General features: G+C 35.1%; 28 protein-coding genes. 25 read left to right on the forward strand and 3 right to left on the reverse strand.

Annotated features, from left to right (window positions below; genetic code table 11):
- Positions 1-7: 7 nt before the first annotated feature.
- Positions 8-148 carry a YqzM family protein gene (locus tag HMPREF3029_RS09155; protein WP_083286812.1) on the reverse strand — a complete coding sequence of 47 codons (141 nt, stop codon included), beginning with the start codon at positions 146-148 and terminating at the stop codon, positions 8-10.
- A gap of 84 nt (positions 149-232) precedes the next feature.
- On the opposite strand from HMPREF3029_RS09155, the gene holA reads away from it, so the two are divergent.
- Positions 233-1,195, forward strand: coding sequence for a DNA polymerase III subunit delta (gene holA, locus HMPREF3029_RS07155; protein ID WP_068128239.1), 963 nt, complete (start codon positions 233-235; stop codon positions 1,193-1,195).
- 34 nt (positions 1,196-1,229) lie between these two features.
- Here the strand turns inward: holA and rpsT are convergent, their stop codons facing one another.
- Complete coding sequence (rpsT, locus tag HMPREF3029_RS07160) at positions 1,230-1,472, reverse strand: 30S ribosomal protein S20 (protein ID WP_068128241.1); 243 nt, start codon at positions 1,470-1,472, stop codon at positions 1,230-1,232.
- A 161-nt stretch (positions 1,473-1,633) separates the two neighbouring features.
- Between rpsT and lepA the strand changes: the two genes are divergently transcribed.
- The 21 genes from lepA to recO all read left to right on the forward strand — a co-directional run bounded on the left by lepA (position 1,634) and on the right by recO (position 20,372).
- On the forward strand, positions 1,634-3,457 hold the full coding sequence (lepA, locus tag HMPREF3029_RS07165) for a translation elongation factor 4 (protein ID WP_070456973.1): 1,824 nt from the start codon (positions 1,634-1,636) through the stop codon (positions 3,455-3,457).
- Between the two features lie 61 nt (positions 3,458-3,518).
- The gene (hemW, locus tag HMPREF3029_RS07170) at positions 3,519-4,637 is read left to right on the forward strand and encodes a radical SAM family heme chaperone HemW (protein ID WP_070710266.1); all 1,119 of its coding nucleotides are present in this window, start codon (positions 3,519-3,521) and stop codon (positions 4,635-4,637) included.
- Between the two features lie 82 nt (positions 4,638-4,719).
- The gene (gene hrcA / locus HMPREF3029_RS07175) at positions 4,720-5,688 is read left to right on the forward strand and encodes a heat-inducible transcriptional repressor HrcA (RefSeq protein ID WP_070710267.1); all 969 of its coding nucleotides are present in this window, start codon (positions 4,720-4,722) and stop codon (positions 5,686-5,688) included.
- A gap of 3 nt (positions 5,689-5,691) precedes the next feature.
- Positions 5,692-6,252 (forward strand): nucleotide exchange factor GrpE, encoded by a 561-nt coding sequence (grpE, locus tag HMPREF3029_RS07180; protein ID WP_070622162.1) that lies wholly within the window; start codon positions 5,692-5,694, stop codon positions 6,250-6,252.
- 44 nt (positions 6,253-6,296) lie between these two features.
- On the forward strand, positions 6,297-8,117 hold the full coding sequence (gene dnaK, locus HMPREF3029_RS07185) for a molecular chaperone DnaK (protein ID WP_068128248.1): 1,821 nt from the start codon (positions 6,297-6,299) through the stop codon (positions 8,115-8,117).
- An 84-nt stretch (positions 8,118-8,201) separates the two neighbouring features.
- Positions 8,202-9,335, forward strand: coding sequence for a molecular chaperone DnaJ (dnaJ, locus tag HMPREF3029_RS07190; RefSeq protein WP_070456401.1), 1,134 nt, complete (start codon positions 8,202-8,204; stop codon positions 9,333-9,335).
- A gap of 2 nt (positions 9,336-9,337) precedes the next feature.
- A complete protein-coding gene (gene prmA, locus HMPREF3029_RS07195) occupies positions 9,338-10,270 on the forward strand; it encodes a 50S ribosomal protein L11 methyltransferase (RefSeq protein ID WP_040928389.1) in 933 nt (310 codons plus the stop codon).
- Positions 10,271-10,275: 5 nt separating this feature from the next.
- Entirely contained in the window at positions 10,276-10,989 is a 714-nt protein-coding gene (locus tag HMPREF3029_RS07200; RefSeq protein ID WP_070710268.1) for an RsmE family RNA methyltransferase, read from the forward strand.
- Between the two features lie 71 nt (positions 10,990-11,060).
- On the forward strand, positions 11,061-12,446 hold the full coding sequence (mtaB, locus tag HMPREF3029_RS07205; protein ID WP_070622158.1) for a tRNA (N(6)-L-threonylcarbamoyladenosine(37)-C(2))-methylthiotransferase MtaB: 1,386 nt from the start codon (positions 11,061-11,063) through the stop codon (positions 12,444-12,446).
- A complete protein-coding gene (gene deoC, locus HMPREF3029_RS07210; RefSeq protein WP_070456410.1) occupies positions 12,447-13,109 on the forward strand; it encodes a deoxyribose-phosphate aldolase in 663 nt (220 codons plus the stop codon).
- A gap of 105 nt (positions 13,110-13,214) precedes the next feature.
- The gene (rpsU, locus tag HMPREF3029_RS07215) at positions 13,215-13,391 is read left to right on the forward strand and encodes a 30S ribosomal protein S21 (RefSeq protein ID WP_040928386.1); all 177 of its coding nucleotides are present in this window, start codon (positions 13,215-13,217) and stop codon (positions 13,389-13,391) included.
- 113 nt (positions 13,392-13,504) lie between these two features.
- On the forward strand, positions 13,505-14,179 hold the full coding sequence (locus HMPREF3029_RS07220; protein WP_168165520.1) for an NfeD family protein: 675 nt from the start codon (positions 13,505-13,507) through the stop codon (positions 14,177-14,179).
- A complete protein-coding gene (gene floA, locus HMPREF3029_RS07225; RefSeq protein WP_070456415.1) occupies positions 14,179-15,171 on the forward strand; it encodes a flotillin-like protein FloA in 993 nt (330 codons plus the stop codon). Before HMPREF3029_RS07220 ends, floA begins: the two co-directional genes overlap by 1 nt.
- Before the next feature lie 8 nt (positions 15,172-15,179).
- Positions 15,180-15,698: a hypothetical protein gene (locus tag HMPREF3029_RS07230; protein ID WP_070710270.1), complete on the forward strand. Its 519-nt coding sequence runs from the start codon at positions 15,180-15,182 to the stop codon at positions 15,696-15,698.
- Between the two features lie 61 nt (positions 15,699-15,759).
- On the forward strand, positions 15,760-16,494 hold the full coding sequence (locus HMPREF3029_RS07235) for a YwiC-like family protein (RefSeq protein ID WP_070710271.1): 735 nt from the start codon (positions 15,760-15,762) through the stop codon (positions 16,492-16,494).
- 41 nt (positions 16,495-16,535) lie between these two features.
- On the forward strand, positions 16,536-17,498 hold the full coding sequence (locus HMPREF3029_RS07240; RefSeq protein ID WP_070710272.1) for a PhoH family protein: 963 nt from the start codon (positions 16,536-16,538) through the stop codon (positions 17,496-17,498).
- Positions 17,485-17,949 carry an rRNA maturation RNase YbeY gene (ybeY, locus tag HMPREF3029_RS07245; protein ID WP_070710273.1) on the forward strand — a complete coding sequence of 155 codons (465 nt, stop codon included), beginning with the start codon at positions 17,485-17,487 and terminating at the stop codon, positions 17,947-17,949. The genes HMPREF3029_RS07240 and ybeY overlap by 14 nt, the downstream gene beginning before the upstream one ends.
- A 1-nt stretch (position 17,950) precedes the next feature.
- A complete protein-coding gene (locus tag HMPREF3029_RS07250) occupies positions 17,951-18,304 on the forward strand; it encodes a diacylglycerol kinase family protein (RefSeq protein WP_070710274.1) in 354 nt (117 codons plus the stop codon).
- Positions 18,305-18,721, forward strand: coding sequence for a cytidine deaminase (cdd, locus tag HMPREF3029_RS07255; protein ID WP_040928377.1), 417 nt, complete (start codon positions 18,305-18,307; stop codon positions 18,719-18,721).
- Complete coding sequence (gene era, locus HMPREF3029_RS07260; RefSeq protein WP_070710275.1) at positions 18,721-19,623, forward strand: GTPase Era; 903 nt, start codon at positions 18,721-18,723, stop codon at positions 19,621-19,623. The genes cdd and era overlap by 1 nt, the downstream gene beginning before the upstream one ends.
- A gap of 8 nt (positions 19,624-19,631) precedes the next feature.
- Positions 19,632-20,372, forward strand: coding sequence for a DNA repair protein RecO (gene recO, locus HMPREF3029_RS07265; RefSeq protein WP_070710276.1), 741 nt, complete (start codon positions 19,632-19,634; stop codon positions 20,370-20,372).
- Between the two features lie 38 nt (positions 20,373-20,410).
- On the opposite strand, the gene HMPREF3029_RS07270 is transcribed toward recO, so the two are convergent.
- Positions 20,411-21,802: a glycine--tRNA ligase gene (locus HMPREF3029_RS07270; protein WP_070710277.1), complete on the reverse strand. Its 1,392-nt coding sequence runs from the start codon at positions 21,800-21,802 to the stop codon at positions 20,411-20,413.
- 257 nt (positions 21,803-22,059) lie between these two features.
- Between HMPREF3029_RS07270 and HMPREF3029_RS07275 the strand changes: the two genes are divergently transcribed.
- The 3 genes from HMPREF3029_RS07275 to HMPREF3029_RS07285 form a co-directional block, all read left to right on the forward strand.
- Positions 22,060-22,866, forward strand: coding sequence for a pyruvate, water dikinase regulatory protein (locus tag HMPREF3029_RS07275; RefSeq protein ID WP_070710278.1), 807 nt, complete (start codon positions 22,060-22,062; stop codon positions 22,864-22,866).
- Between the two features lie 11 nt (positions 22,867-22,877).
- Positions 22,878-24,629: a DNA primase gene (gene dnaG / locus HMPREF3029_RS07280; protein ID WP_070710279.1), complete on the forward strand. Its 1,752-nt coding sequence runs from the start codon at positions 22,878-22,880 to the stop codon at positions 24,627-24,629.
- A gap of 15 nt (positions 24,630-24,644) precedes the next feature.
- The coding region (locus tag HMPREF3029_RS07285) for a sigma-70 factor domain-containing protein (RefSeq protein WP_305778327.1) at positions 24,645-25,175 on the forward strand (531 nt) is incomplete at its 3' end.

The raw sequence follows: 25,175 nt of genomic DNA on the forward strand, positions 1-25,175 counted from the left end.
ATTAGCTCTAGTTAAAACTCGCGACGATTTGGAAAATTTGTGCAATCACATAGACTGCAGTGAATCCTAAAAGTCCGACTAAAAATGCAAGTCCTGAATCGATTACGTCGTTATTTTTAGATTGTACATTTTTTTCAAATTTATTCATGACATAACCCCCTATTACTTATTTATAGTATAGAATAGAGTTAGAGAAAAATCTATAGTGAATTCAATTAAGAATGGTGATTACATGGAAAAACTCTATTTAGTATACGGAAAGAATAGAGTGCGTATAGACGAAACAGTCAATAAGTTAACGAAAGACTATTTAGCAACAGTCGATGACTTTAATCGAATCGTCTTTGATTATATCGAAACAGAGATTGAACATATTATCGAAGAGAGTATTACGCTACCGTTTTTATCGGATCGAAAAGTCGTGATTGTAAAAGATGCATTTTTATTTACAGCCGAAAAGAAGAGAACGTCTATCGATCACAACATCGATAAAATGATCCAATATATCGAGGACAAAGAAGACGATACGTTACTCATTTTCGTGACATCTGCTGAAAAATTAGACAACCGAAAAAAGATTACGAAACTCATAAAAAAACAAGGGAAAATCATTGAGTGTGAAGAAATGAATGAACGTGAACTCGTTCAACATATTAACGACGCTGTTAAAAGTGAAGGTTTGACAATTCGAAACGATGCAGTAAATGAATTACTAAATCGTACAGGTGCGAATTATACGATTGTTAAAAATGAGTTAGAAAAGTTGATGTTGTTTGCCCACGATATAATTACAGTTGAAGACGTGAATATTATAGTTAGTAAAAGTTTAGAAGCAAACGTGTTTTCTTTAACAGACTTTATTCTTAAAAATCAAAAGCGTGAAGCGGTCGATGTATTTAGAGATTTAATATTACAAAAAGAAGAGCCGATTAAATTACTCGGGCTAATCTCGTCACAGTTTAGGTTATATTATCAAACGAAGATTTTAATGAACGAGGGAATGCGTCAAGATGAAATTAGTAGTCGTTTAAAAGTGCATCCGTATCGTGTGAAATTAGCGATGTCTCAAGTCAATCAGTATCCGTTAGAAGTATTACTTCAAAAAATGGTGTTAATTAGAGATATGGATTATGAGTTAAAATCAACGTATTTAGATAGCGAAGCTTTATTTGAAGTATTCATAAGCAAAATATAAAAAAAGAAAACTTCCTAAAATTAGGAAGTTTTCTTTACTTAGCAAGTTTAGATTTTAAACGACTTGCTTTATTTTTGTGTAATAAGTTTTTGTTAGAAGCTTTATCAACTAAGCTGATTGCTTTGTTTACTAATTCTTCAACATTTTCAGCGTTGTTCTCTTTCGCAGTTTCTGCAGCTTTGATTGCAGTACGCATTGCGTTCTTTTGAGCAATGTTACGTTCAGTAGCTGCTTGTGTAGTTTTAACACGTTTAATTGCTGATTTAATGTTAGCCATGTTTGCACCTCCAGAGTTAAAAGTTGTACAACTTTGATTGCAACAAAAATATTCTATCAGATTTACAAGTGTAATGCAATGTACACTTTCAAAATGAATTGATGAAACTATATGAAATTGATATAATTAATTCAATTGTTAGTAAAGGTGTTGGATATATTATGGACGACAAAAAGCGTTTAGAAAGACAAAAGAAAATTAGAAACTTTTCTATTATAGCTCATATCGATCACGGGAAATCTTCATTAGCCGATCGATTACTTGAGCATACAGAATCAGTAGCTGCACGTGATATGTCCGACAGACTACTCGATGCAATGGAGCTTGAACAAGAGCGTGGTATTACGATTAAGTTAAACGCTGTTCAGTTAAAATATACAAGACCAAATGGAGAAGAGTATATTTTCCACCTAATCGATACACCAGGGCACGTCGACTTCTCTTATGAAGTATCACGTTCTCTCGCGGCATGTGAAGGTGCAATTTTAGTCGTCGATGCTGCTCAAGGTATCGAAGCACAGACACTCGCGAACGTTTATCTTGCATTAGATAACGAGTTAGAATTAGTACCTGTAATTAATAAAATAGACTTACCTGCTGCAGATCCAGAACGTGTTGCACAGGAAGTTGAAGATGTCATTGGTCTAGATAAAGACGATGCGGTACGCGCATCTGCAAAAGCGGATATTGGTATCGATGATATATTAGAAAGTATCGTAGACACTGTACCACCACCTGAAGGTGATCCAAGTGCACCTTTAAAAGCGTTAATTTTTGACTCTGAATACGATCAATATCGTGGTGCGATTTCGTCGATTCGTGTGTTTGACGGTACGGTTAAAGTTGGAGATAAAATTCGTATGATGCAAACAGGTACCGAATTTGAAGTAACTGAAGTCGGCATACATACGCCAGCTCCAATGGCAGTTGACGAACTAACTGTTGGAGACGTTGGATTTTTAGCAGCACAAGTAAAATCAGTATCTGACGCACGTGTTGGTGATACGATTACACATGCAAACAACCCAACAGATACTCCGCTACCTGGATATAAACGTATGAACCCGATGGTGTACTGTGGACTATATCCAATTGATTCTGGAGACTATGTAGATTTACGTGAAGCTCTTGAAAGATTACAGTTAAATGACTCTGCATTAGAGTTTGAACCAGAATCTTCTCAAGCATTAGGATTTGGTTATCGTACTGGTTTTTTAGGAATGCTTCATATGGAGATTATCCAAGAACGACTAGAGCGTGAATTTGGTATTGACTTAATTGCGACAGCACCTTCAGTGATTTATAAAGTGCATACAACAGACGGTGAAATACATAACGTAGATAACCCGTCACAAATGCCAAAACAAGATTTAATTGATTATATCGAAGAACCTTATGTAAAGGCAGAGATTATGGTACCAAACGATTATGTTGGTGCAGTGATGGAACTTTGTCAGAAGAATCGTGGTAACTTTATAACGATGGATTATTTAGATGATATTCGCGTGAATGTTAAATATGAAATACCATTAGCAGAAATCGTATTTGATTTCTTCGATACGTTAAAGTCTCATACGAAAGGATATGCAAGTTTAGACTACGAAATCATCGGATATAAAGAATCGAAATTAGTTAAAATGGATATTTTACTAAATAACGAAGTCGTCGATGCATTAAGTATTATCGTTCATAGAGACTTTGCATATCAAAGAGGCCGTGCACTCGTAGAGAAACTAAAAGAGTTAATTCCACGTCAGCAATTTGAAGTGCCTGTTCAAGCAGCGCTTGGAAACAAAATTATTTCACGTACAAATATACGATCGATTGGTAAAAACGTACTTGCTAAATGTTACGGTGGGGACGTATCACGTAAACGTAAACTACTAGAAAAGCAAAAAGAAGGTAAAAAGAAGATGAAAGCTGTTGGTTCAGTTGAAATTCCACAAGAAGCTTTCTTAGCAGTATTACGTATGGATGAAGACTAATTGATTATTTTAAAAGAGAAATCATGTTTCATGATTTCTCATTTTTTTTAAGGAGGCAATTATGGATAGCCTATATATTCACATTCCGTTTTGTAATCGAATTTGTGCATATTGCGACTTTAATAAGTTTTTAATCGACAATCAGCCCGTCGACACGTATGTAGATATGTTAATTAAAGAATTAAAGTACTTAAAAGAACGTAGTTTAAAAACGATATACGTCGGTGGCGGAACACCAACCGCTTTAAATCTGAACCAGCTTGAACGATTACTTTTATTTATTAATGATAATTTTAATGTCAGTCATGAGTATACGTTCGAAGCAAATCCAGATGAGTTAACGACTGAAAAAATCAGTCTATTAAAAGAATACGGTGTAAATCGCGTGTCTCTCGGTGTACAAACATTTGATAACGAGCTATTAAAAATTCTTGGACGTACGCATAATTTTGATGATATTTATCGCTCTATTAATCATATGGAAAAAATTGGTTTAGATAATTACTCGATTGATCTTATGTATAACCTTCCTGGGGAAACGTCTCAACATATTGAAGACTCATTGAATAATATAAAAGTGTTACAACCAAAACATATTTCTTGGTATTCATTGATTATTGAAAAACATACGATTTTTTATAACAAAATTAAACAAGGGAAATTACACATAGCAAATTCTGAAGTAGAAGGAAAAAGATATGAGCGTGTAATGGAAGGTTTAAAAAAAATCGGTTATCACCAATATGAGATATCAAATTTTTCATCAGATCCAAAGTATGAATCGATGCATAATAAGACATACTGGAAAAACAATGAATATTACGGTGCAGGTGCTGGGAGCCATGGATATGTAAATGGAGAAAGATATTTTAATGTAAAACCAGTACCGCACTATATTAATCGTATGAAAGAAGATACGAATGCGATTAAGGAAATTCATAAATTATCTAATAAAGAGATGTACGAAGAAGAAATGTTTTTAAACTTAAGATTAAACAAAGGACTAAAAATCAACCAGTTTAAAGATAAATATGGAGTTTCTCTTTTTGATATATATGGAGATGTTATTGAAAAGCATATTAATCAAAATAATTTACAAATAAACGGAGAATATTTATCGTTGACAGAGCAAGGGAAAATGGTTGGAAACGACGTGTTTATTGATTTTTTAATCGATTGAGGGTTAAGTCTTGACATTCTTTGACCTATTGATTATTATAGAATTAGCACTAAGAGATGATGAGTGCTAATGAGGTGAAAGGATGCTTACAAAACGTCAAGAGATCATTCTTCATTTTATTGTAGATGATTTTTTAAATGTGAGCGTACCGATTAGTTCAAAGCGATTGTTAGAGAAATATCCATTAGATGTTTCTAGTGCGACAATTCGTAACGAAATGGCAGAGTTAGAAAATCTTGGATATCTTTCTAAAGCACATACTTCATCGGGACGAATTCCATCGAGAAAAGGTCTTAGAAAGTACATCGAAGATATTCAACGAGATATTGAAAGTATGCCAGCTAAAATCGACTTTAAATTTGATTTTAATGAGTCGAATTTAAATCGTTTAGGACAAGGTATTGCGCATACACTTAGCAACAAAACACAACATTTAACTTACGTTACATTAACAGATGAAAAAGAAGTAGTTAAAGGTGTTTACCTCACATCGATTTCAGACGCGCTTGTGCTTTTAGTCATCGTGTTAGATAGTGAAGCGGTAAAGCAAGTGACGATTCGAAAGTCACGAGATATAAAACAGCACGATTTAGATGTGTTAATGAGAGACTTAAATGTATTACTTATTGATGCTTCTATTAAAGAAGCAATTAATATTGTTAAAACGCATCTCGTTAAAAACAATCCGTTGTTACAGCAGTTTTTATTAAAATTATCCGAAAAAATCGAGAACCTAGGCGATGAGAAAACAGTATCGTTTTACTCAGGACTCGGATTTTTACTGAGAGACTTTGAAACTGATGTAGAAACGCTCACTCAACTTTACAATGACATTGAGCATGCAAAACTTCCACAATTACGATCACATAGTCGTGAAGTTGAAGTACGTTTTGGTGAAGAAATCGATGAAAACTATGAACTTTTATCAATCGTATCAACAAACGTCACTTATAACGATGTGACGGCTAACTTGATGGTGATTGGCCCAGAAATTATGGGGTATCAAAAAATAATCACATTATTACATGCATTTAATCAAAAGGAGAGTTAGTGCGTGGAAAAGAAGAATGAAAACATACAAGAAGAAGAACTAAAAGAAACTGAAGAACTTACAGAAGAAAAGAACGAAGATTTGGAAGAAATCGAAGAAGTTGAAGAAGTAGAAGAAAATCCAGTAGAACAGTTAGAGGAACAACTGGATGAATCTGAAAACAAATATTTAAAACTTTATGCAGAATTTGAAAATTTTAAAAGACGTTCTAGAGAAGAAACAGAAAGAAATAACAAATATAAAAATCAAAGTTTAGCGACTGATCTATTATCGGTGCTAGATAATTTAGAACGTGCGCTTCAAGAAACAGGAGATTCTGAATCGTTTGAATCACTGCATAAGGGTGTTGAAATGGTCTATAACGACTTTTTAAATAAACTTGAAGCAAATGGAATTACTCAAATCAAAGCATTAGACGAACCGTTTGATCCGAATTTCCATCAAGCAATTATGACGGAAGCAAAAGACGGTGTTGAATCTGGTGTAGTGATTGAAGAATTCCAAAAAGGGTATTTACTAAAAGACCGTGTCATTCGAGCGAGCATGGTCAAAGTAAGTGAATAATATTAACAGATATAATATAGATATTTTATGGAGGAATTTTAATTATGGCTAAAATTATTGGTATTGACTTAGGTACTACAAACTCAGTAGTTTCAGTATTAGAAGGTGGAGAAGCGAAAGTTATCGCTAACCGTGAAGGTAACAGAACGACACCATCAGTTGTATCGTTTAAAGATGGAGAAAGACAAGTTGGTGAGGTTGCAAAACGTCAAGCGATTACTAACCCTGACACAGTGATGAGTGTTAAACGTCACATGGGTTCAGACTATAAAGTAGAAGTTGCAGGTAAATCATATACACCAGAAGAAATCTCTGCGATGATTTTACAAGATTTAAAAGAAACAGCAGAAAGCTATTTAGGTGAAAAAGTGACACATGCAGTTATTACAGTTCCAGCATACTTCAATGACTCACAACGTCAAGCGACTAAAAACGCAGGTACAATCGCTGGTCTTGAAGTAGAGCGTATCATTAACGAACCAACAGCTGCAGCGTTAGCATATGGTTTAGACAAAGAAGAAGAGGAAGAAAAAGTACTCGTATTTGACCTAGGTGGAGGTACGTTCGACGTTTCTATTTTAGAACTTGGTGACGGTGTGTTCGACGTACTAGCTACGAGTGGGGATAACAAACTAGGTGGAGATGACTTTGACGAAAAAATCATCGACTACTTAGTAGACATCTTCAAAAAAGACAACGGCATTGATTTATCACAAGATAAAATGGCGATGCAACGCTTAAAAGATGCAGCTGAAAAAGCGAAAAAAGACTTATCAGGTGTTTCATCAGCACAAATTTCTCTACCATTCATTAGTGCAGGAGAAGCAGGTCCATTACACTTAGAAACGACATTAACGCGTTCTAAATTTGATGAGTTAACACACGATTTAGTTGAAAGAACAATGATTCCTGTACGTAACGCAATTAAAGATGCTGGCTTAAGTTTCTCAGATCTTGACGAAGTTATTTTAGTCGGTGGTTCAACGAGAATTCCAGCAGTACAAGAAGCAATCAAAAAAGAAACAGGTAAAGAAATCAACCGCTCTGTTAACCCAGACGAAGTTGTTGCAATGGGTGCAGCAATCCAAGGTGGAGTATTATCTGGAGATGTAAAAGACGTAGTATTACTCGACGTTACACCGTTATCACTTGGTATTGAAACAATGGGTGGCGTAAACACAATTTTAATTGAAAGAAATACGACAATCCCAACTAGTAAATCACAAGTGTTCTCTACAGCAGCAGATAACCAACCAGCAGTAGATATCCACGTTCTACAAGGTGAGCGTGAGATGGCTGCAGACAACAAAACGCTTGGACGTTTCCAATTAACAGACATTCCAGCAGCACCACGTGGAGTACCACAAATCGAAGTTACGTTTGATATCGACAAAAACGGTATCGTAAACGTGTCTGCAAAAGACTTAGGAACTGGTAAAGAGCAAAGCATTAAAATTGAAGCATCTTCAAATCTTTCAGACGAAGATATCGAACGCATGATCAAAGAAGCAGAAGAAAATGCAGAATCAGATAAAAAACGTCGTGAAGAAGCAGATCTTAAAAACGAAGCAGACCAACTCGTATTCCAAAGTGGTAAAACTTTAGAAGAGTTTGGCGACAAAGTTACTGAAGATGAAAAAACGAGCGTAAACGAAGCGAAAGATGCATTACAAAAAGCACTTGAAGAGAATAACTTAGATGAAATTAAATCTAAGAAAGAAGCACTTGAACAAGCACTTCAAGCAGTTTCTATGAGAATCTACCAAGAAATGCAACAAGAACAAGGTGACGCTAGTCAACCAGCTCAAGATGATGACGTTGTAGATGCGGACTTTAAAGAAGTTAACGAAGACGACAACAAGTAATATAGATAGACTCTTAAAGTCAAAGCCAATGCATTTGGCTTTGACTTTTTTAAATGGTAATATTTGTATGTTGGAGGAGAAAAATTGGCTACTAAAAAAGATTATTATGACGTATTAGGCGTAAACAAAGACGCAACAAAAGAAGAAATTAAGCGCGCATATCGTAAACTGTCTAAGAAATATCACCCAGATATTAACAAAGAAGAAGGCGCAGACGAAAAATTTAAAGAAGTAACAGAAGCATACGACGTACTATATGACGATGAAAAACGTCGTCAGTATGATCAGTTTGGACATAGTGCATTTGATGGTACTGGAGGATTCGGCGGTGGATTTAATGACTTCGGTGGAAGTGGATTTGGAGGATTTGAAGATATATTCTCAAGTTTCTTCGGTGGAAGCCGTCGTCAAGACCCAAATGCACCACGCCAAGGTGACGATTTACAATATACGATGACAATCGACTTTAGAGAAGCGGTTTTCGGAGGTAAAAAGACTGTCACAATCACAAAAGAAGTTGAATGTGATCATTGTGATGGAAGCGGAGCAAAAGCCGGAACGTCTAAAAAGACATGTTCAACGTGTTCAGGAACAGGTAACGTCAATGTAGAACAAAATACACCATTCGGTAAAATTAGAACACAACGTACATGTCCAACATGTGGAGGAACAGGTCAAGAAATCGAACATCCATGTGATAAGTGTCACGGAAAAGGAACAATACAAAAAGATGTTGAAATCGAAGTGACTATTCCTGAAGGTATTGATAACGGACAACAAGTACGTCTTCAAGGATATGGTGAACCTGGATATAACGGTGGACCAGCGGGTGACCTTTATATCGCATTTAGAGTGAAACCAGACAAAGAGTTCGTACGTGATGGTGACGATATTCACTATGAATTATCTATTACGTTCTCACAAGCAGCGCTTGGTGACCAAGTAAAAGTACCGACATTACACGGACCAGTTGAAATCGACGTGAAAGCAGGCACTCAGTCTGGACGTAAATTACGTCTTAGAGAAAAAGGTGTTAAAAACGTCAATGGATTTGGTTTTGGTGACCAAATCGTTACAATTCGAGTAGAGACACCGACGAAACTTTCAGAAGAAGAAAAAGAATTATTTAGAAGACTGGCCGAACTAAACGGTAATCAAGTAAAAGGATCGCAAGAATCATTTACAGATAAAGCACGTCGATTCTTTAAAGGGGACTAATTATGAAGTGGTATAAAATTTCGTTACACTCACAGATTGAAAATGAAGCACCACTATCTCTATTTTTAACAGATATTTCTAATGGTATTTCTGTCGATTATTCAGTTGATTTAATGAAAAGTAATATCGATGATTTCGAACATAAATTCCGTTTAAACGAAAGTGATTATCCAGAGTCAGATATTCGTATTTCAGTATATTACGATGAGACGGAAAATCTTGATGAAAAGCTGAACCTTATTAATCAGTTCATTTCTGAAAATGAAGCAATCATTAATCGTGACGAGATTGAAGTTACAGTGGATACTGTAGAAGAAGCGGATTGGGAAAATGAATGGAAGAAGTATTTCCATAGTTTTAGAGTGTCAGAGTCATTTGTCATCGTTCCGTCATGGGAAATGGATGATTATGAATATGACGCTAATGACCGTTTAATTAAGCTTGATCCAGGAATGGCATTTGGTACAGGAGACCATCCGACGACGTCGATGTGTTTAACGTTTATCGAAAAAATCATTCGACCAGAACATAAAGTGATTGATGTTGGTACAGGGTCTGGGATTCTAACAATCGGCGCGTATTTAATGGGCGCGAGAGACTTAACAGCAACAGATATCGACACGTTATCATTAACAGTTGCTGAAGAAAACTTTAATTTAAATGACACTAAACCTGTCGACTTAAGAGCAGCGGACTTATTAAAAAATGAAACAAAAAATTATGATATAGTCGTTGCGAATATATTAGCTCATGTTATTGAGGATATGATTACAGATTCTTATCGAGTATTAAACGATGGCGGTTACTTTATCTCAAGTGGTATTATTGTAGAGAAAAAAGAAGATATTCTTTCACAATTAAAGGATGCTGGATTTAGTATAATCGAAGTTTTAGAAGACGATGGATGGGTGAGTATACTATCTAAAAAAGGATAAGTGCTATGCAAAGATATTTTGTAGATACTGTTTTACAAGAAAACGAAATTTATACAGACTTAAATATAGATACGCATCACATTTTTAATGTGATGCGTATGTCTATTGGTGACAAAATAGAAGTTGTGGACAAAAACAAGGGTGTCTTTATCGTGAAAATAATTGAAGACACCCCGTTTAAAATAGAAGTGATTTCTACGATTCAAAGTGTAGAGAGCAACATTAAAGTGAGTGTATATGCTCCGATTTTAAAAGGAGATAAACTCGATTTTATGTTGCAAAAAAGTACCGAACTCGGTGCGGAACATTTCTATTTTTATGACGCAGATCGCTCAGTTGTGAAGCTTGATGAAAAGAAAAAACAAAAACGTAAAATACGTTTTGAAAAAATAGTAACAGAGGCAAGCGAACAGTCAAAACGTAATACGATTCCTACGATTGAATTTCTAGGTAAACTAAAGTCCATTGACTTTTCACAGTATGACAACGTCTTTATTGCTTATGAAGATGTTCGACTTCAAGAAAATAAAAAATTCGCATCTGCTTTAAATAAAGAAGATAATCATATCGCAATTATTTTTGGGCCTGAAGGTGGATTTACAGAGAGTGAAGTCGCGTCACATAATAACTTTACAATTGTTCAACTCGGGAAACGTATATTACGTGCAGAGACCGCACCTTTATATATGTTATCGGTGATCGACAGCATATATAATTAACGTTTATTGAAGCGCACTTTTCATTATGTTAAAATAGCTGATGATTATTTTAAAAGAAAGATTTGATATAGATGGAAAAAACAGTTGCCTTTTCAACGCTCGGTTGTAAAGTAAACCATTACGAAACTGAAGCGATGTGGCAAATTTTTAAAGATGCAGGATATTCACGCGTTGAATTCGAAGATAATGCAGATGTTTTCGTTGTGAACACTTGTACAGTAACAAATACAGGTGATAAAAAGTCACGTCAAGTGATTCGTCGAGCGATTCGTCAAAATCCAGATGCGGTCATTGCAGTATCTGGATGTTATGCTCAGACTGCACCAAAAGAAATCGAGGCAATACCTGGTGTTGATATAATTATCGGAACAGAAAATCGCGATAAGTTAATTGACTATGTCGAACAGTATCATGAAGAACGTCAACCGATTAACCGCGTTCAAAATATTATGAAAAAACGTACGTTTGAAGAAATGGACGTACCGTACTTTACAGACCGCACACGTGCGACATTAAAAATTCAAGAAGGGTGTAATAACTTCTGTACATTTTGTATTATTCCGTGGGCACGTGGTTTAATGCGCTCTAGAGACCCTGAAAAGGTAATTGAACAAGCAGAAAAACTTGTTGAAGCGGGTTATAAAGAAATCATTTTAACAGGTATTCATACTGGTGGATACGGTGAAGACTTAAAAGATTATAACTTAGCGATGTTACTAAGAGATCTCGAAAAAGTCGAAGGTCTTAATCGCTTAAGAATCTCTAGTATCGAAGCGTCGCAATTAACAGATGAAGTACTCGAAGTTATTTATCATTCAAATAAAATTGTAAGACACTTCCATATACCTGTTCAATCTGCATCAGATACTGTTTTAAAACGTATGAGACGTAAGTACACGATGGACTTTTATGAATCTCGTATTTTAAGACTTAAAGAAATGATGCCAGGTGCTGCGATTACGTCAGATGTTATCGTTGGATTCCCTGGTGAAACAGAAGAAGAGTTTATGGAAACATATGATTTCATTAAAAAGCATCATTTCTCAGAATTACACGTATTCCCGTACTCAACACGTACAGGAACACCAGCTGCACGTATGAAAGATCAAATCGATAATGAAACGAAAGAAGCGCGTGTAAAAAAACTCATCGAGTTATCGGACGCACTTGCGTTAAGCTATGCTGAGAAGTTTAAAGATGACGTATTAGAAATTATTCCTGAAAAAATGGAAGACGGTATTCTCGTTGGACATGCGGATAATTACATGAAAGTAGCAGTAGATGGAGATGAAAGCCTAACTGGTGAACTCGTTAAAGTTAAAGTGACAGAGCCAGGTTATCCAGTATCAAAAGGTGAAATCGTTAAAGTGCTCGAAAAACCGATGGTAAAACAGTACGATTATTTAGAAAGACATGTGCACACAAGTGAAGCTGCACATATGGAAAGTAGGATTTAAATGAAAATAGAACGATATATCGATCACACATTATTAAAACCAGATACAACAACAGACGATATTAAAAAATTATGTGAAGAAGCAAAACAATATAATTTCTTTAGCGTCTGTGTGAATCCGTCACACGTTGAGCTATGTAAGTCTCTACTTGAAGGTAGCGACACGAAAGTTTGTACAGTTATTGGATTCCCACTCGGAGCGACGACGTCAGAAGTTAAACAGTTTGAAACGGTTCAAGCGATTCGTAATGGTGCTGATGAAATTGACATGGTCATTAATATCGGCGCATTAAAAACTGGAGATTTAGAAACGGTTCAAAAAGACATAGAAGCAGTCGTAAATGTTAAAGGTGAAGCGCTTGTTAAAGTAATTATTGAAACAGCGTTACTAACTCCTGATGAGATCGTAACAGCGAGTGAACTTTCTAAAAAAGCAGGTGCAGATTTCGTTAAAACTTCAACAGGATTTAACGGAAGAGGAGCATCAGTAGAAGACGTTACGCTAATGAAGTCAACAGTTGGAGATGCACTCGGTGTTAAAGCAAGTGGAGGCATCCGCTCTAAAGAAGACGCATTACAAATGATTGAAAAAGGTGCAACAAGACTTGGTGCATCAAGTGGTGTGAAAATTGTTCTAGGTGAAAAAAGTAATTCAGAATATTAAAACACCTTGACCATATTATTAAATTTATAATATAATATACACTAGATATTATTTTAATATCTTAAATATTTGCTCTTTGTGTTATTTCGGAGGGAGGGGAACACGATGACTAAAACAGTAGTAAGAAAAAACGAATCTATCGAAGATGCGTTACGTCGTTTCAAGCGTACAGTTTCTAAAAGCGGTACGATTAAAGAAGCACGTAAAAGAGAATATTACGAAAAACCTTCTGTAAGACGTAAGAAAAAATCAGAAGCGGCACGTAAACGTAAATTTAGATAATTCGTGTAACTCCCTCGAGTAACAGAATTATAAATAAAGGGATGATGAGAATCATCCCCTTTTTTATATAAAAAATTAATGGAGTTATGTATAATAAAATGGAGGAATTCAACGTGAACGGGTTATTGATAAATATTATTAACTTTATATCGAGTCCAGTCGTTTCAACAATTCTTTTGTTAACGTTCTTTCTAGGACTTACATATCAACTCTTTTCACACAAAATTAATTTCGTTGGTGTACTGAGTATATTTTCGATCTTCACATTTTATCTCGGACATATACTCGTAAACGAGTCGAGTGTGTTTGCGTTGTTATTACTATTAGTTGCGTCTGCACTAATCGTTTTAGAGTTTTTTATCTTCGGATTAGTACTCGGCGTCATCGGAACGATTTTACTCTTTATAAGTATTATATTTATAACGAATGACCCAATGCTTTATAGTGTTATCGTATTTCTCATTATCATTTTAGTTGCGATAGAGGTAGGTGTTTTAGTCAAAATGAAAAAGAAGAGAGTCCCATTATGGAAGCGTTTTGTCTTGACAGACGCGACAGACAGCGAAAGTGGTTATACTTCATTTGATGACCGTTCTTATCTACTTGGAAAAGTAGGAGTGACTGCAGTACCATTAAGACCTTCTGGAACAGTAATAATCGATGATAATAGAATTGATGCGGTAGCAGAGGGAACTTTTATAGAAAGAGACGTTAAAGTAAAAGTGATCTTCGTTGAAGGTACTCGAATTGTTGTTAGACCGATAAAAAATGAAGAGGTGGATAATTAATGACAGGTGGTTTAATCTCACTTATATTATTCGTTGTCGTTATTTTTATAGCGGTAATGTTTATTTTATCTTTTGTTCCAGTAGGATTATGGATTTCAGCATTAGCTGCTGGAGTTAAGATTGGTATATTTACGTTAATTGGTATGCGTTTAAGAAAAGTTAAACCAAAACGTGTTGTAGAACCGTTAATTAAAGCACGTAAAGCTGGTATTGACGTAACGACAAACCAATTAGAATCACACTACTTAGCTGGTGGTAACGTAGACAGAGTAATTGATGCATTAATTGCGGCACAACGTGCAGATATTAACTTAACGTTTGAACGCTGTGCAGCAATTGACTTAGCAGGCCGTGACGTTTTAGAAGCAGTTCAAATGTCAGTTAACCCGAAAGTTATCGAAACGCCATTTATTGCCGGTGTTGCAATGAATGGTATCGAAGTAAAAGCGAAAGCGCGTATTACAGTACGTGCCAACATCGACCGTCTCGTCGGTGGTGCCGGTGAAGAAACAATTGTAGCACGTGTTGGTGAAGGTATCGTATCGACAATCGGTTCTTCAAAGCATCACACAGTTGTATTAGAAAACCCAGATTTAATCTCAAAAACTGTACTTGAAAAAGGACTAGACTCAGGAACTGCGTTTGAAATTCTATCGATCGATATCGCTGACGTAGATATCGGTAAAAACATCGGTGCAGACCTTCAAACTGAACAAGCTGTGGCAGATAAAAATATCGCTCAAGCAAAAGCTGAAGAGCGCCGTGCAATGGCAGTAGCAGAAGAGCAAGAAATGAAAGCACGTGTTCAAGAGATGCACGCGAAAGTAGTAGAATCTGAATCTAGAGTACCACTTGCATTTGCAAAAGCTTTAGAGGAAGGCCGTATCACTGTAAGTGAATACTACGATTTAAAGAACATCGAAGCAGACACAAAAATGAGAGATTCTATTAACAAGATGACAGATCCAACGAAATATAATGAAGAAGAGTAAGTGATAATATGGAGTTACTCGTACCATTAATAATTTTTGCTATTGGTGGGATAATATCATATCTCAATGATGCTAAAGAAAAGGAAAAGCAATCTAAGAATCCAAGAAATATTGATTTTGATAAACTAAATGAAAAATATCAAAAATCAAAAACTGAAGCGGTGGACGAGTTTAAACGTTTAAAAAAAGAATTTACGGACTTAAAGCAAGAGACGACAACACAACAAGGAAAACCTAAGTTAGACAAAACTTCTAAAAAGGCCGTTGAGGACAAATATAAACGTGAAAAAGAACGACTCAAAGAAAGACAGCGTCAAGCGGATGAAGCGAAAAAGAGAGTCGCAGAGCTACAAAAAAATAAAGAAAAATCAGTTCTCACGAATGGAACTGATGAAGTAAAACAAGTTATCTTTGACGATAGTCCGTACAATAAAAAGTTATCATTCGATAAAGAAGCAGTCGTTAACGGTATCGTGATGAAAGAGATTCTCGGTCCGCCGAAAAGTAAGATGAGAAGAGTTAGGTAATTACCTAGCTCTTTTTTGTTTACATGAGTATTCATTGTATAATGGAGGAGAGGTGTGAGTAATGGAGTTTAAATTTAAAAAGCAAAACCAGCACGGTGCATGGGCGATGGTTTTTATGCCTCCGATATTAGGAATAGTTGCAGGAGGATTCCATGTTTCTCAATTGTTTTTCATTATCGGATGGTTGTTCATATTTTTTGCAGCTGATCATATACTTTATTTTTTTAAAAGAATTAAACGTAAAGAATATGAAGTTTTAAATAGTGCGCTTCTTTTTACGAGTCTATCGCTTCTAATTCTAATTTATCCGATTGTTACTGATTATAGAGTCATTTTCTTTTTCCTATGTATGATTCCATTCGGTATATTGAATGCTTATTTTTCCTACACACGCGATGAAAGAAATATGCTGAATAATATAGCAGCAATTATCATTTTCAGTTTAGCCGGTGGAGCAACAGGATTTTTAAACACTCATTCAATGACGTTTAATCTATACTTTGTGATGATTGTATCGACACTATATTTCATTGGATCAGCACTCGTTGTTAAAACAGTCATTCGTGAGAAAAACAATCCGACTTATAAATGGGCGTCATTTATTTATCATTTTATAACTATGGTAGCTGGTTTTATTTACCATCCGGTAGTCGGTATCGCATTTACATTTGGTTTTATAAGAGCGGTTTATGTCTACGGGAGAGGATGGAAACCAAAGCAACTTGGGATATTAGAAATCATCCATGTAGTGTTCGTGACTATAGTTATATCACTATTTATGGTATATTTTAGGTAATCTAAAAAATAGTTATACTTCAAAACAGAGAGGGTTAGTACATGCCAAAAGTGATACATTTTGATAATTTGGACGACGCACAACAAATTTTAGGGGTAAACGATTCCCATATTCGAGTTTTAGAAGATGAATATGACGCTGAGATTCGTTCAAATGGACATGAAGTTAAAATTAAAAGTGATAATGAAGAAACAGAAGTAAAAATCTATAATATTTTAACGTCGTTACTTCGCGTAAAACAACAAGGACATCAAGTAACTTTACGTGACTTACAATCTGCAATTCAAATGGCAGAAAAAGACACGTTAGAATATTTAGAAGATCTATACAAAGAAGAGATCGCAAAAGACTATAGAGGTAAACCAGTTCGAGCAAAAACAACTGGTCAACAAATATACGTCAATCATATTAAAAACAACGACTTAACTTTTGGAATCGGACCAGCAGGTACAGGTAAAACATTTTTAGCTGTAGTTATCGCGTGCCAAATGTTAAAAGATAATGATATTAAAAGAATCGTATTAACAAGACCAGCAGTCGAAGCAGGAGAAAACCTAGGATTTTTACCTGGTGATTTAAAAGAAAAAGTGGACCCGTATTTACGTCCGTTATATGACGGCCTACATGCAATTTTAGGTCAAGAACATACGGATCGACTTATCGAACGTGGTATTATTGAAGTGGCTCCTCTTGCATATATGAGAGGGCGTACGCTAAATGACGCATTTATCATATTAGATGAAGCACAAAATACAACTTCGATGCAGATGAAGATGTTTTTAACACGTCTCGGATTCGGCTCTAAAATGGTCGTCACAGGCGACGAAACACAAATTGACTTACCGAGTAAAACGAGAAGTGGCTTAATTGAGAGTGTAGAACGATTAAGAAATGTACGTGGCGTTCAAATTAATCACTTTACAGATCAAGACGTTGTGAGACACCCACTTGTATCAAGAATAATTCGCGCATATGAAGCAGGTGATTTAAATGTTAATGATTGATTTTTTGGACGATGATAATTATTCATCAGATTTAGAAAAAGAAGATATAGAATCACTACTTAATTATTCATATGAGTTTTTAAAACAAAGTGAAGAAGCTGAAGTATCTATATCATTTGTTTCAGAAGATGAAATAAAAGAAATTAACAGAGATTATCGAAATAAAGACGAAGTGACAGACGTGATTTCGTTTGCCTTTTTAGACGATGAAAGTGATGATATAGAAATTCCAGGAATGCCAGTAACTCTTGGAGATATTATTATTAATACAAATCGTGCGAAAGAACAAGCAGAAGAATACGGTCACTCATATAAACGTGAATTAATGTTTTTATCTTTACACGGATTTTTACATTTACTTGGATATGATCACATGACTGAAGCAGATGAAAAAGAAATGTTCGGTCTTCAAAAAGAAATATTAGATGAATTTGGAATCTCGAGAGATTAACATGAAGCGGTTTAAATATCCATTTGCTGGATTTCTACGACTCGTTACAAAAGACTCTCATTACGTCTTACATTTAGTCAGTGCATTGTTTGTCATCATCGTTTCATATTTTTTATCGATTAATATGACGGAATGTCTCTTTATACTTAGTGCAATATTTTTAGTGCTGCTTACAGAGGCTTTAAATACAGCAATCGAAGAGGTCGTTGACCTCGTAACGAGTGATTTTGAACAACATGCAAAATATGCAAAAGATATCGCAAGTTTTGCAGTATTACTTTCGAGTATTTACGCAGCCTTAATTGGTGTAATCATATTACTACCAAAGTTATTAAAATTGATAGGAGTGTTATAAATGGCAATTATTGATGATGGGATTTTTAAAGATGAATGGTACGATGAAGTAATTAAAGCACAACAAAACGCTTATACACCGTATTCTGAATTTAACGTTGGTGCGTTACTTATTACTGAAGACGATGAATATGTGTACGGTGCAAACATCGAAAACGCATCATATCCAGCGACAATTTGCGCAGAACGTACGGCACTCGTTTCTGCATATGCAAGAGGGATTACAAAGTTTAAAGCATGTGTCGTAATTACAGATGCTAAAGATCCAGCGAGTCCATGTGGTGTTTGTCGTCAAGTGTTAAAAGAACTGACTCATGATGATATGCCGGTCTATATGCTAAGTAAAGATAAGCGCTGTATTAAAAAGACAGTCGATGAATTGTTACCATTAGGATTTAGCGGAAGGGATATGGATTAATGTCAACTTTTAAATCTGGTTTTATTACGATCGTCGGGAGACCAAACGTCGGTAAATCGACATTTATGAATCACGTACTCGGTCAAAAAGTCGCGATTATGAGTGATAAACCACAAACGACGAGAAATAAAATTCAAGGTGTGTATACGACAGAAACAGCACAAATGATTTTTATCGACACACCTGGAATTCATAAACCAAAACATCAACTCGGTGAACATATGATGCGCGTTGCTAAACGAACGCTACGTGAAACAGAAGTTATTTTATTCGTCGTAAATGCAACTGAGAAAAAAGGTCCTGGGGACGAATTCGTCATGAATATGATTAGAGATACAGATACACCTGTTATTTTAGTCATCAATAAGATCGATTTAATTCACCCAGATGAGTTGCCAGAAATTATTAAACGATATACGACTGATTTTGAATTTAGTGATGTCGTACCAATCAGTGCGTTACAAGGTACAAATACTGGTCAATTATTAGATGTTATCGAAACTCATCTTGAAGAAGGACCAATGTATTATCCAAAAGACAGAATTACGGATCATCCAGAGCACTTTATCGTTTCAGAGTTAATTCGTGAAAAGATTTTACTTTTAACTGATCAAGAAATTCCACATTCAATTGGAGTCGAAGTGACGAAGATGAAGCGAGAAAATGACGGTGAAAAAGTAAAAGTTGAAGCGACGATATACGTCGAACGTGATTCTCAAAAAGGAATGGTCATCGGTAAAGGTGGCAAGATGCTAAAGCGTGTTGGAACGCTTGCACGTAAAGATATCGAAGCATTACTTGGAGATAAAGTGTATTTAGAATTATGGGTAAAAGTCCAAAAAGACTGGAGAAACAAACCTCAATTTATTAGAAGTTTAGGCTATAAAGATGAAGAATATTAGGTGATAGTTTGATCCACCAAAATAAAGGATTCATGATTCGACAAACGAATTACAGTGAATCGAGTAAAATTATCACAGTACTCAGTGAGCATGGTGCACTTGTACCGTTAATGGCACGTGGATTTAACAAGCCAAGAAGTCCGTTTAATAGTTTAAAACAAGGATATAAACATACGTTATTTACGTATTCAAGACATCGAGGTATGGGCACGTTAACAGAAATTGATATTATCGATAGTTACAACAACATTAATAGTGATTTTGACACGTATACGATAGCGAGTTATATCGTTGAACTCATTAGTCGAGTAACCGATGAAGAAGTCGCTGATCCGTCGTTATACCGACTAATGCATCAAGCGTTTAAACTACTCGATGAAAAAAATGAAAAATATTCGGTGTTAAGTTTTGTCATTATAAAACTATTTCCAATGTACGGTGCACTATTAAATGTTGACAAATGTGTATTATGTGGCAGTTATAGTTATGAAAATATGAACCGATATTCGTTTAAATACCACGGAGTCATATGTAATGATCATTATGATGAAGAACATTTAGAGCGCTCAGTATATGTGAGTAGCCGCTCAATCTATTTAGCAGCATTTTTAAAGCACGTTCAAGTCGAACATTTAAACTCTATCAATATCGATGAAGAAGACGGAAAGAAGCTTTTTAAATTTGTCGATATGTTGTTTCAAGAATATACCGGAGAATTTTTTAAAACGAGAAAGTTACTTCAAATATAAAAGCAGTGTCGTAAATTATTTACGTCACTGCTTTATTATTATTTCATTTTATCTTTTAAGTAGTCATTTAAGTCAGCGATAGCGATACGTTCTTGTTCCATCGTATCTCTGTCACGTACTGTTACTTTATTGTCTTCAACAGAGTCGAAGTCAAATGTAATACAATACGGTGTACCGATTTCGTCTTGACGACGGTAACGTTTACCGATAGATTGACTTTCATCAAATTCGATGTTGAAGTCAGGAGCAAGTTGCTCGTATACTTTCATTGCATCTTCACTTAACTTTTTAGATAGTGGTAAAACTGCTGCTTTAAAAGGTGCAAGCTTATGGTGTAACTTTAAGACGTTACGCTCTTGACCTTCACCTAAGTCTTCAACTTCATATGCATCGACTAAAAATGCAAGTGTCATACGGTCTAAACCGAGTGACGGCTCGATAACAAATGGTACGTATTTTTCGTTCGTTTCTGGATCATGGTATTTAAAATCAACACCAGAGAACTCCATATGTTTAGATAAGTCGAAGTCTGTACGAGATGCGATACCCCATAACTCTCCCCAGCCGAATGGGAATAAGTACTCAAAGTCAACTGTAGAGTTAGAGTAGTGTGATAACTCATCTTCATCGTGTGCACGAATTCTAATTTTATCCATATCAATATCTAAGTCTTTTAACCAAGTCTCAGCAAAATCTCTCCAGTAATCAAACCACTTTAATTCAGTACCTGGTTTACAGAAGAACTGTAATTCCATTTGGTCGAATTCACGCGTACGGAACGTAAAGTTACCTGGAGTAATTTCGTTACGGAATGATTTACCAATTTGACCGATACCAAATGGTAATTTTTTACGCATCGAACGTTGTACATTTCTAAAGTTAACGAAAATTCCTTGAGCTGTTTCAGGACGTAAGAAAATATCTGTAGAAGAATCTTCTGTTACCCCTTGGCTCGTTTTAAACATTAAGTTAAATTGACGAATTTCAGTAAAGTCATGTGCACCACACACTGGACAGTTAATACCTTCATCGTCAATGAGTTTACTCATCTCATCGAATTCCATACCATCAGCAACAAAGCTATCGTCTGTTTTATGCATATGTTCTTCAATCAGCTTATCTGCACGAAGACGTGCTTTACATGCTTTACAGTCGATCATCGGGTCGTTAAAGTTTTCTAAGTGACCTGATGCTTCCCATACTTTAGGGTTCATTAAAATAGATGCATCGATTCCAACGTTATATGGAGATTCTTGAATGAATTTTTTCCACCATTGTTGTTTGACGTTGTTTTTTAATTCGATTCCAAGTGGACCGTAATCCCAAGTGTTCGCAAGACCACCATAGATTTCAGAACCAGGGAACACAAAACCTCTCGTTTTCGCGAAGTTTACAATTTCTTCCATTGAGTACTTTTTTTCTTCTGACATTTTCATTCTCCTTTTACATAAAAAAACTGGATAACAAAAAAATGTTACCCAGGGGCGAGTATATACTCGCGGTTCCACCCTTATTTATAATTTAAAATTACTTCATTTCGTTATTTACTTTTATATGCCAATTTATGCGTTAAGCTTTCACTACTCTTAACTCGCTGTCACATATATTATATAATTAAAGTATTCACAATGCAACAAAACGTATCAATCACACATATATCTATCGTTTTATAAAGGAATGATCATACGTGAAAAATTTAAAAATAGTCATTGCATCAGATTCTATTGGTGAAACTGGAGAAGTAGTTGCACGAGCAGCACTATCTCAGTTTGATGTTGTAGTAGAAGAAACTAATTTAAAAAGATATGCGCATTTAACAGATATAAAGGATATCGATAATTTCATTCAATCGATTAAATTAGATAATGTCGTTGTAATTTTCACATTCATTAAACCAGAGCTTTCAAAGTATATTGTAGAGAAACTAACACAACTCAATATTCCATTTGTAGACGTTATGACACCCGTTATGGATATGCTGAAAGAAAAACTAGAGGATGGACCGTTATATGAACCTGGTCGTGTCCATAAACTCGACGCGGACTATTTCAAAAAGATAGAAGCGATTGAATTCGCAGTACGTTATGACGATGGTAGAGACCCATCTGGTTTAAAATATGCAGATATCGTATTAATTGGTGTTTCGAGAACATCTAAAACACCACTTTCACAGTTTTTAGCATATAGGGGATATAAAGTTGTTAATATTGCACTTGTCCCAGAAGTCGAATTACCAGAACAACTATTTGAAATCGACCCTAATAAATGTATCGGTTTAGAAATTGATCCATCTTCACTGTTTGAAATCCGAAAAAGACGACTCGAGCAACTTGGTTTACTTGAAAATGCTAAATACGGGCAAAACGAAAGAATCGAAGCGGAACTCGAGTATTTCCATCAAACAGTTAAAAAAATTGGTTGCTGTACAATCAATGTTACAAATAAAGCGATAGAAGAAACCGCGAGTGAGATTATTAGAATTATGAATTTATAGAGGTGTATTGAATGGCAGAAAAATCTGTAGTGGATCAAGTAAAAGAATCTACTGACATTGTAAATCTCATTTCAGAATATGTTGATTTAGAAAAAAGAGGTAATAACTACGTTGGGCTTTGTCCATTTCATAACGAAAAAACACCTTCTTTTAACGTTTATAAAGATACGGGAAGTTATTATTGCTTCGGTTGTAGAGCAAATGGATCAGTAATTGATTTTTATATGGAGATGGAAAATCTTCCCTTCAATGAAGCATTACAATCTCTTGGCGAGCGTTCGGGTATTAAAGTTAAACATAAACAAACGAATGTGAATTCAAAAGAGCTTCAACTCATTAAAATGCATGAGATTATGGTAGATAACTATCATAATATTTTAGTGTCAACTGCTGAAGGGAAAGAAGCACTGAACTATTTATTAAAGAGAGGTTTTACACTCGAACAAATCAAAAAGGAAAAGATCGGTTTTGCTCCAAATATAAAAGATAGTGCTATTCAGCTATTAGAAAATCTAAAGTTCTCTAAAGAGATGATGTACCAAGCTGGTCTCGTTGCACGAAACGAAGAGACGTTCGAGTACTTTGACCGATTTAGAAACCGTATTATGATACCGATTAAAAATCATAAAGGTAAATATGTCGCTTTTACAGCACGAGCGTTAGGTGATGATACACCGAAATATTTAAACTCACCTGAAACAGACATCTTCCATAAAAGCTCGATTATTTTTAATTTATCTGACGCTTATAAAGTAATCCAAGATGAAAAAGAAGTTATTTTAATGGAAGGACATATGGATGTATTAAAAGTAAAAAATACGTCTATAAAAAACGTCGTGGCAACGATGGGTACGAGTGTGTCTTTAAAGCAAATTGAAATTTTAAAGCGAGTCTCTAAAAATATTACTTTAATGTTCGACGGAGACGAGGCGGGTAAAAATGCAACACGATCAGTTGGAGAAAAGATACTCGAACAAAAAGGTAATCCATATGTCATACCACTACAAACTGGTATGGACCCGGATGAGTTTATAGAAAAACACGGCGAAGAATCATTTGAGAAATATATTTATGAAACTAGAGAACACTTTATTATTTATGATGCGAAAGAAAAACTTAAACATTCAAAACGAAATGACTTAAAGTTTTCTGAGTACTTAAATCATTCGATTCAACTATTAAAATATATCGATAATGAGGTGGAAAAAAGTCGACTTGTTAAACAGATTTCTGAACTTTATGAAGTAGAGGAAGAACTTATCCATCGACAATTACCTAATAAAGAGCGTCGACAAAACAATAAGCAAAACTTTAATAGTCCAAAAGTAACACGTGTAACGTCTCGTGAATTTAAAGAGAAACACATTATGCATACATTAATCAACAGTAAACAGAGAATGCAGTATTTCAACTCTAATTTTAAGTTAGATTTATTTCAAACAAGTGGGTATTATGATATAATATATAAATTACTGGAATATTTTAGCGAATTCGATACATTTGATAAACAGATGTTTTTATCTTATATTGAACCCGAATTAATCACTTGCTTAGAAAACATTATCGCGACTGATTTACCTGTCTTAGAAGAGCAAGAATTAAATGATTATGTACAGGCGATTTGTGGTATAAGTTCAAGTAGTGGGAAGAAAAATAATCTGATCAAAGAAATTGAGCAAGCTGAACTCATTGGAGATGATGAGCGAGCGTTAGAACTCTTTAATCAATTAATAGAACTCCAAAAATTTCCAAAGTCAAAATAAATTAGGGGGATTTCAATGTCTGTTAAAAAGACGCTATCATTAGATGAAAATGAACTAGATATGACGAATATTGAGTCTGTAAAACAGTTCCTATTAGAAAAGGGAAAACAAGAAGGTGAGTTATCTCACGAAGAAATTGCCGATAAGTTACAAAATTTTGACTTAGACTCTGATGCAATGGATGAATTTTTTGAGCAAATTCATACTGCAGAGATTGAACTTGTTAACGAAAAAGACGCTGAAGATAAAGATGATAAATTAGACGTACGTGATATGTCTGCACCGGTCGGTATTAAAATTAACGATCCAGTACGTATGTATTTAAAAGAAATCGGACGCGTAGATTTATTAACGGCTCAAGAAGAAGTCGAACTCGCTAAGCGTATTGAAGCGGGAGACTTAGAGGCGAAAAATAAATTAGCTGAAGCAAACTTACGTCTCGTAGTCAGTATTGCAAAACGTTATGTTGGTCGTGGGATGCTATTCTTAGATCTTATTCAGGAAGGGAATATGGGTCTTATTAAAGCTGTTGAAAAGTTCGACTTT

Source organism: Nosocomiicoccus sp. HMSC059G07, assembly GCF_001815515.1.
In the GTDB taxonomy this organism is placed as follows: Bacteria; Bacillota; Bacilli; order Staphylococcales; family Salinicoccaceae; genus Nosocomiicoccus; species Nosocomiicoccus ampullae_A.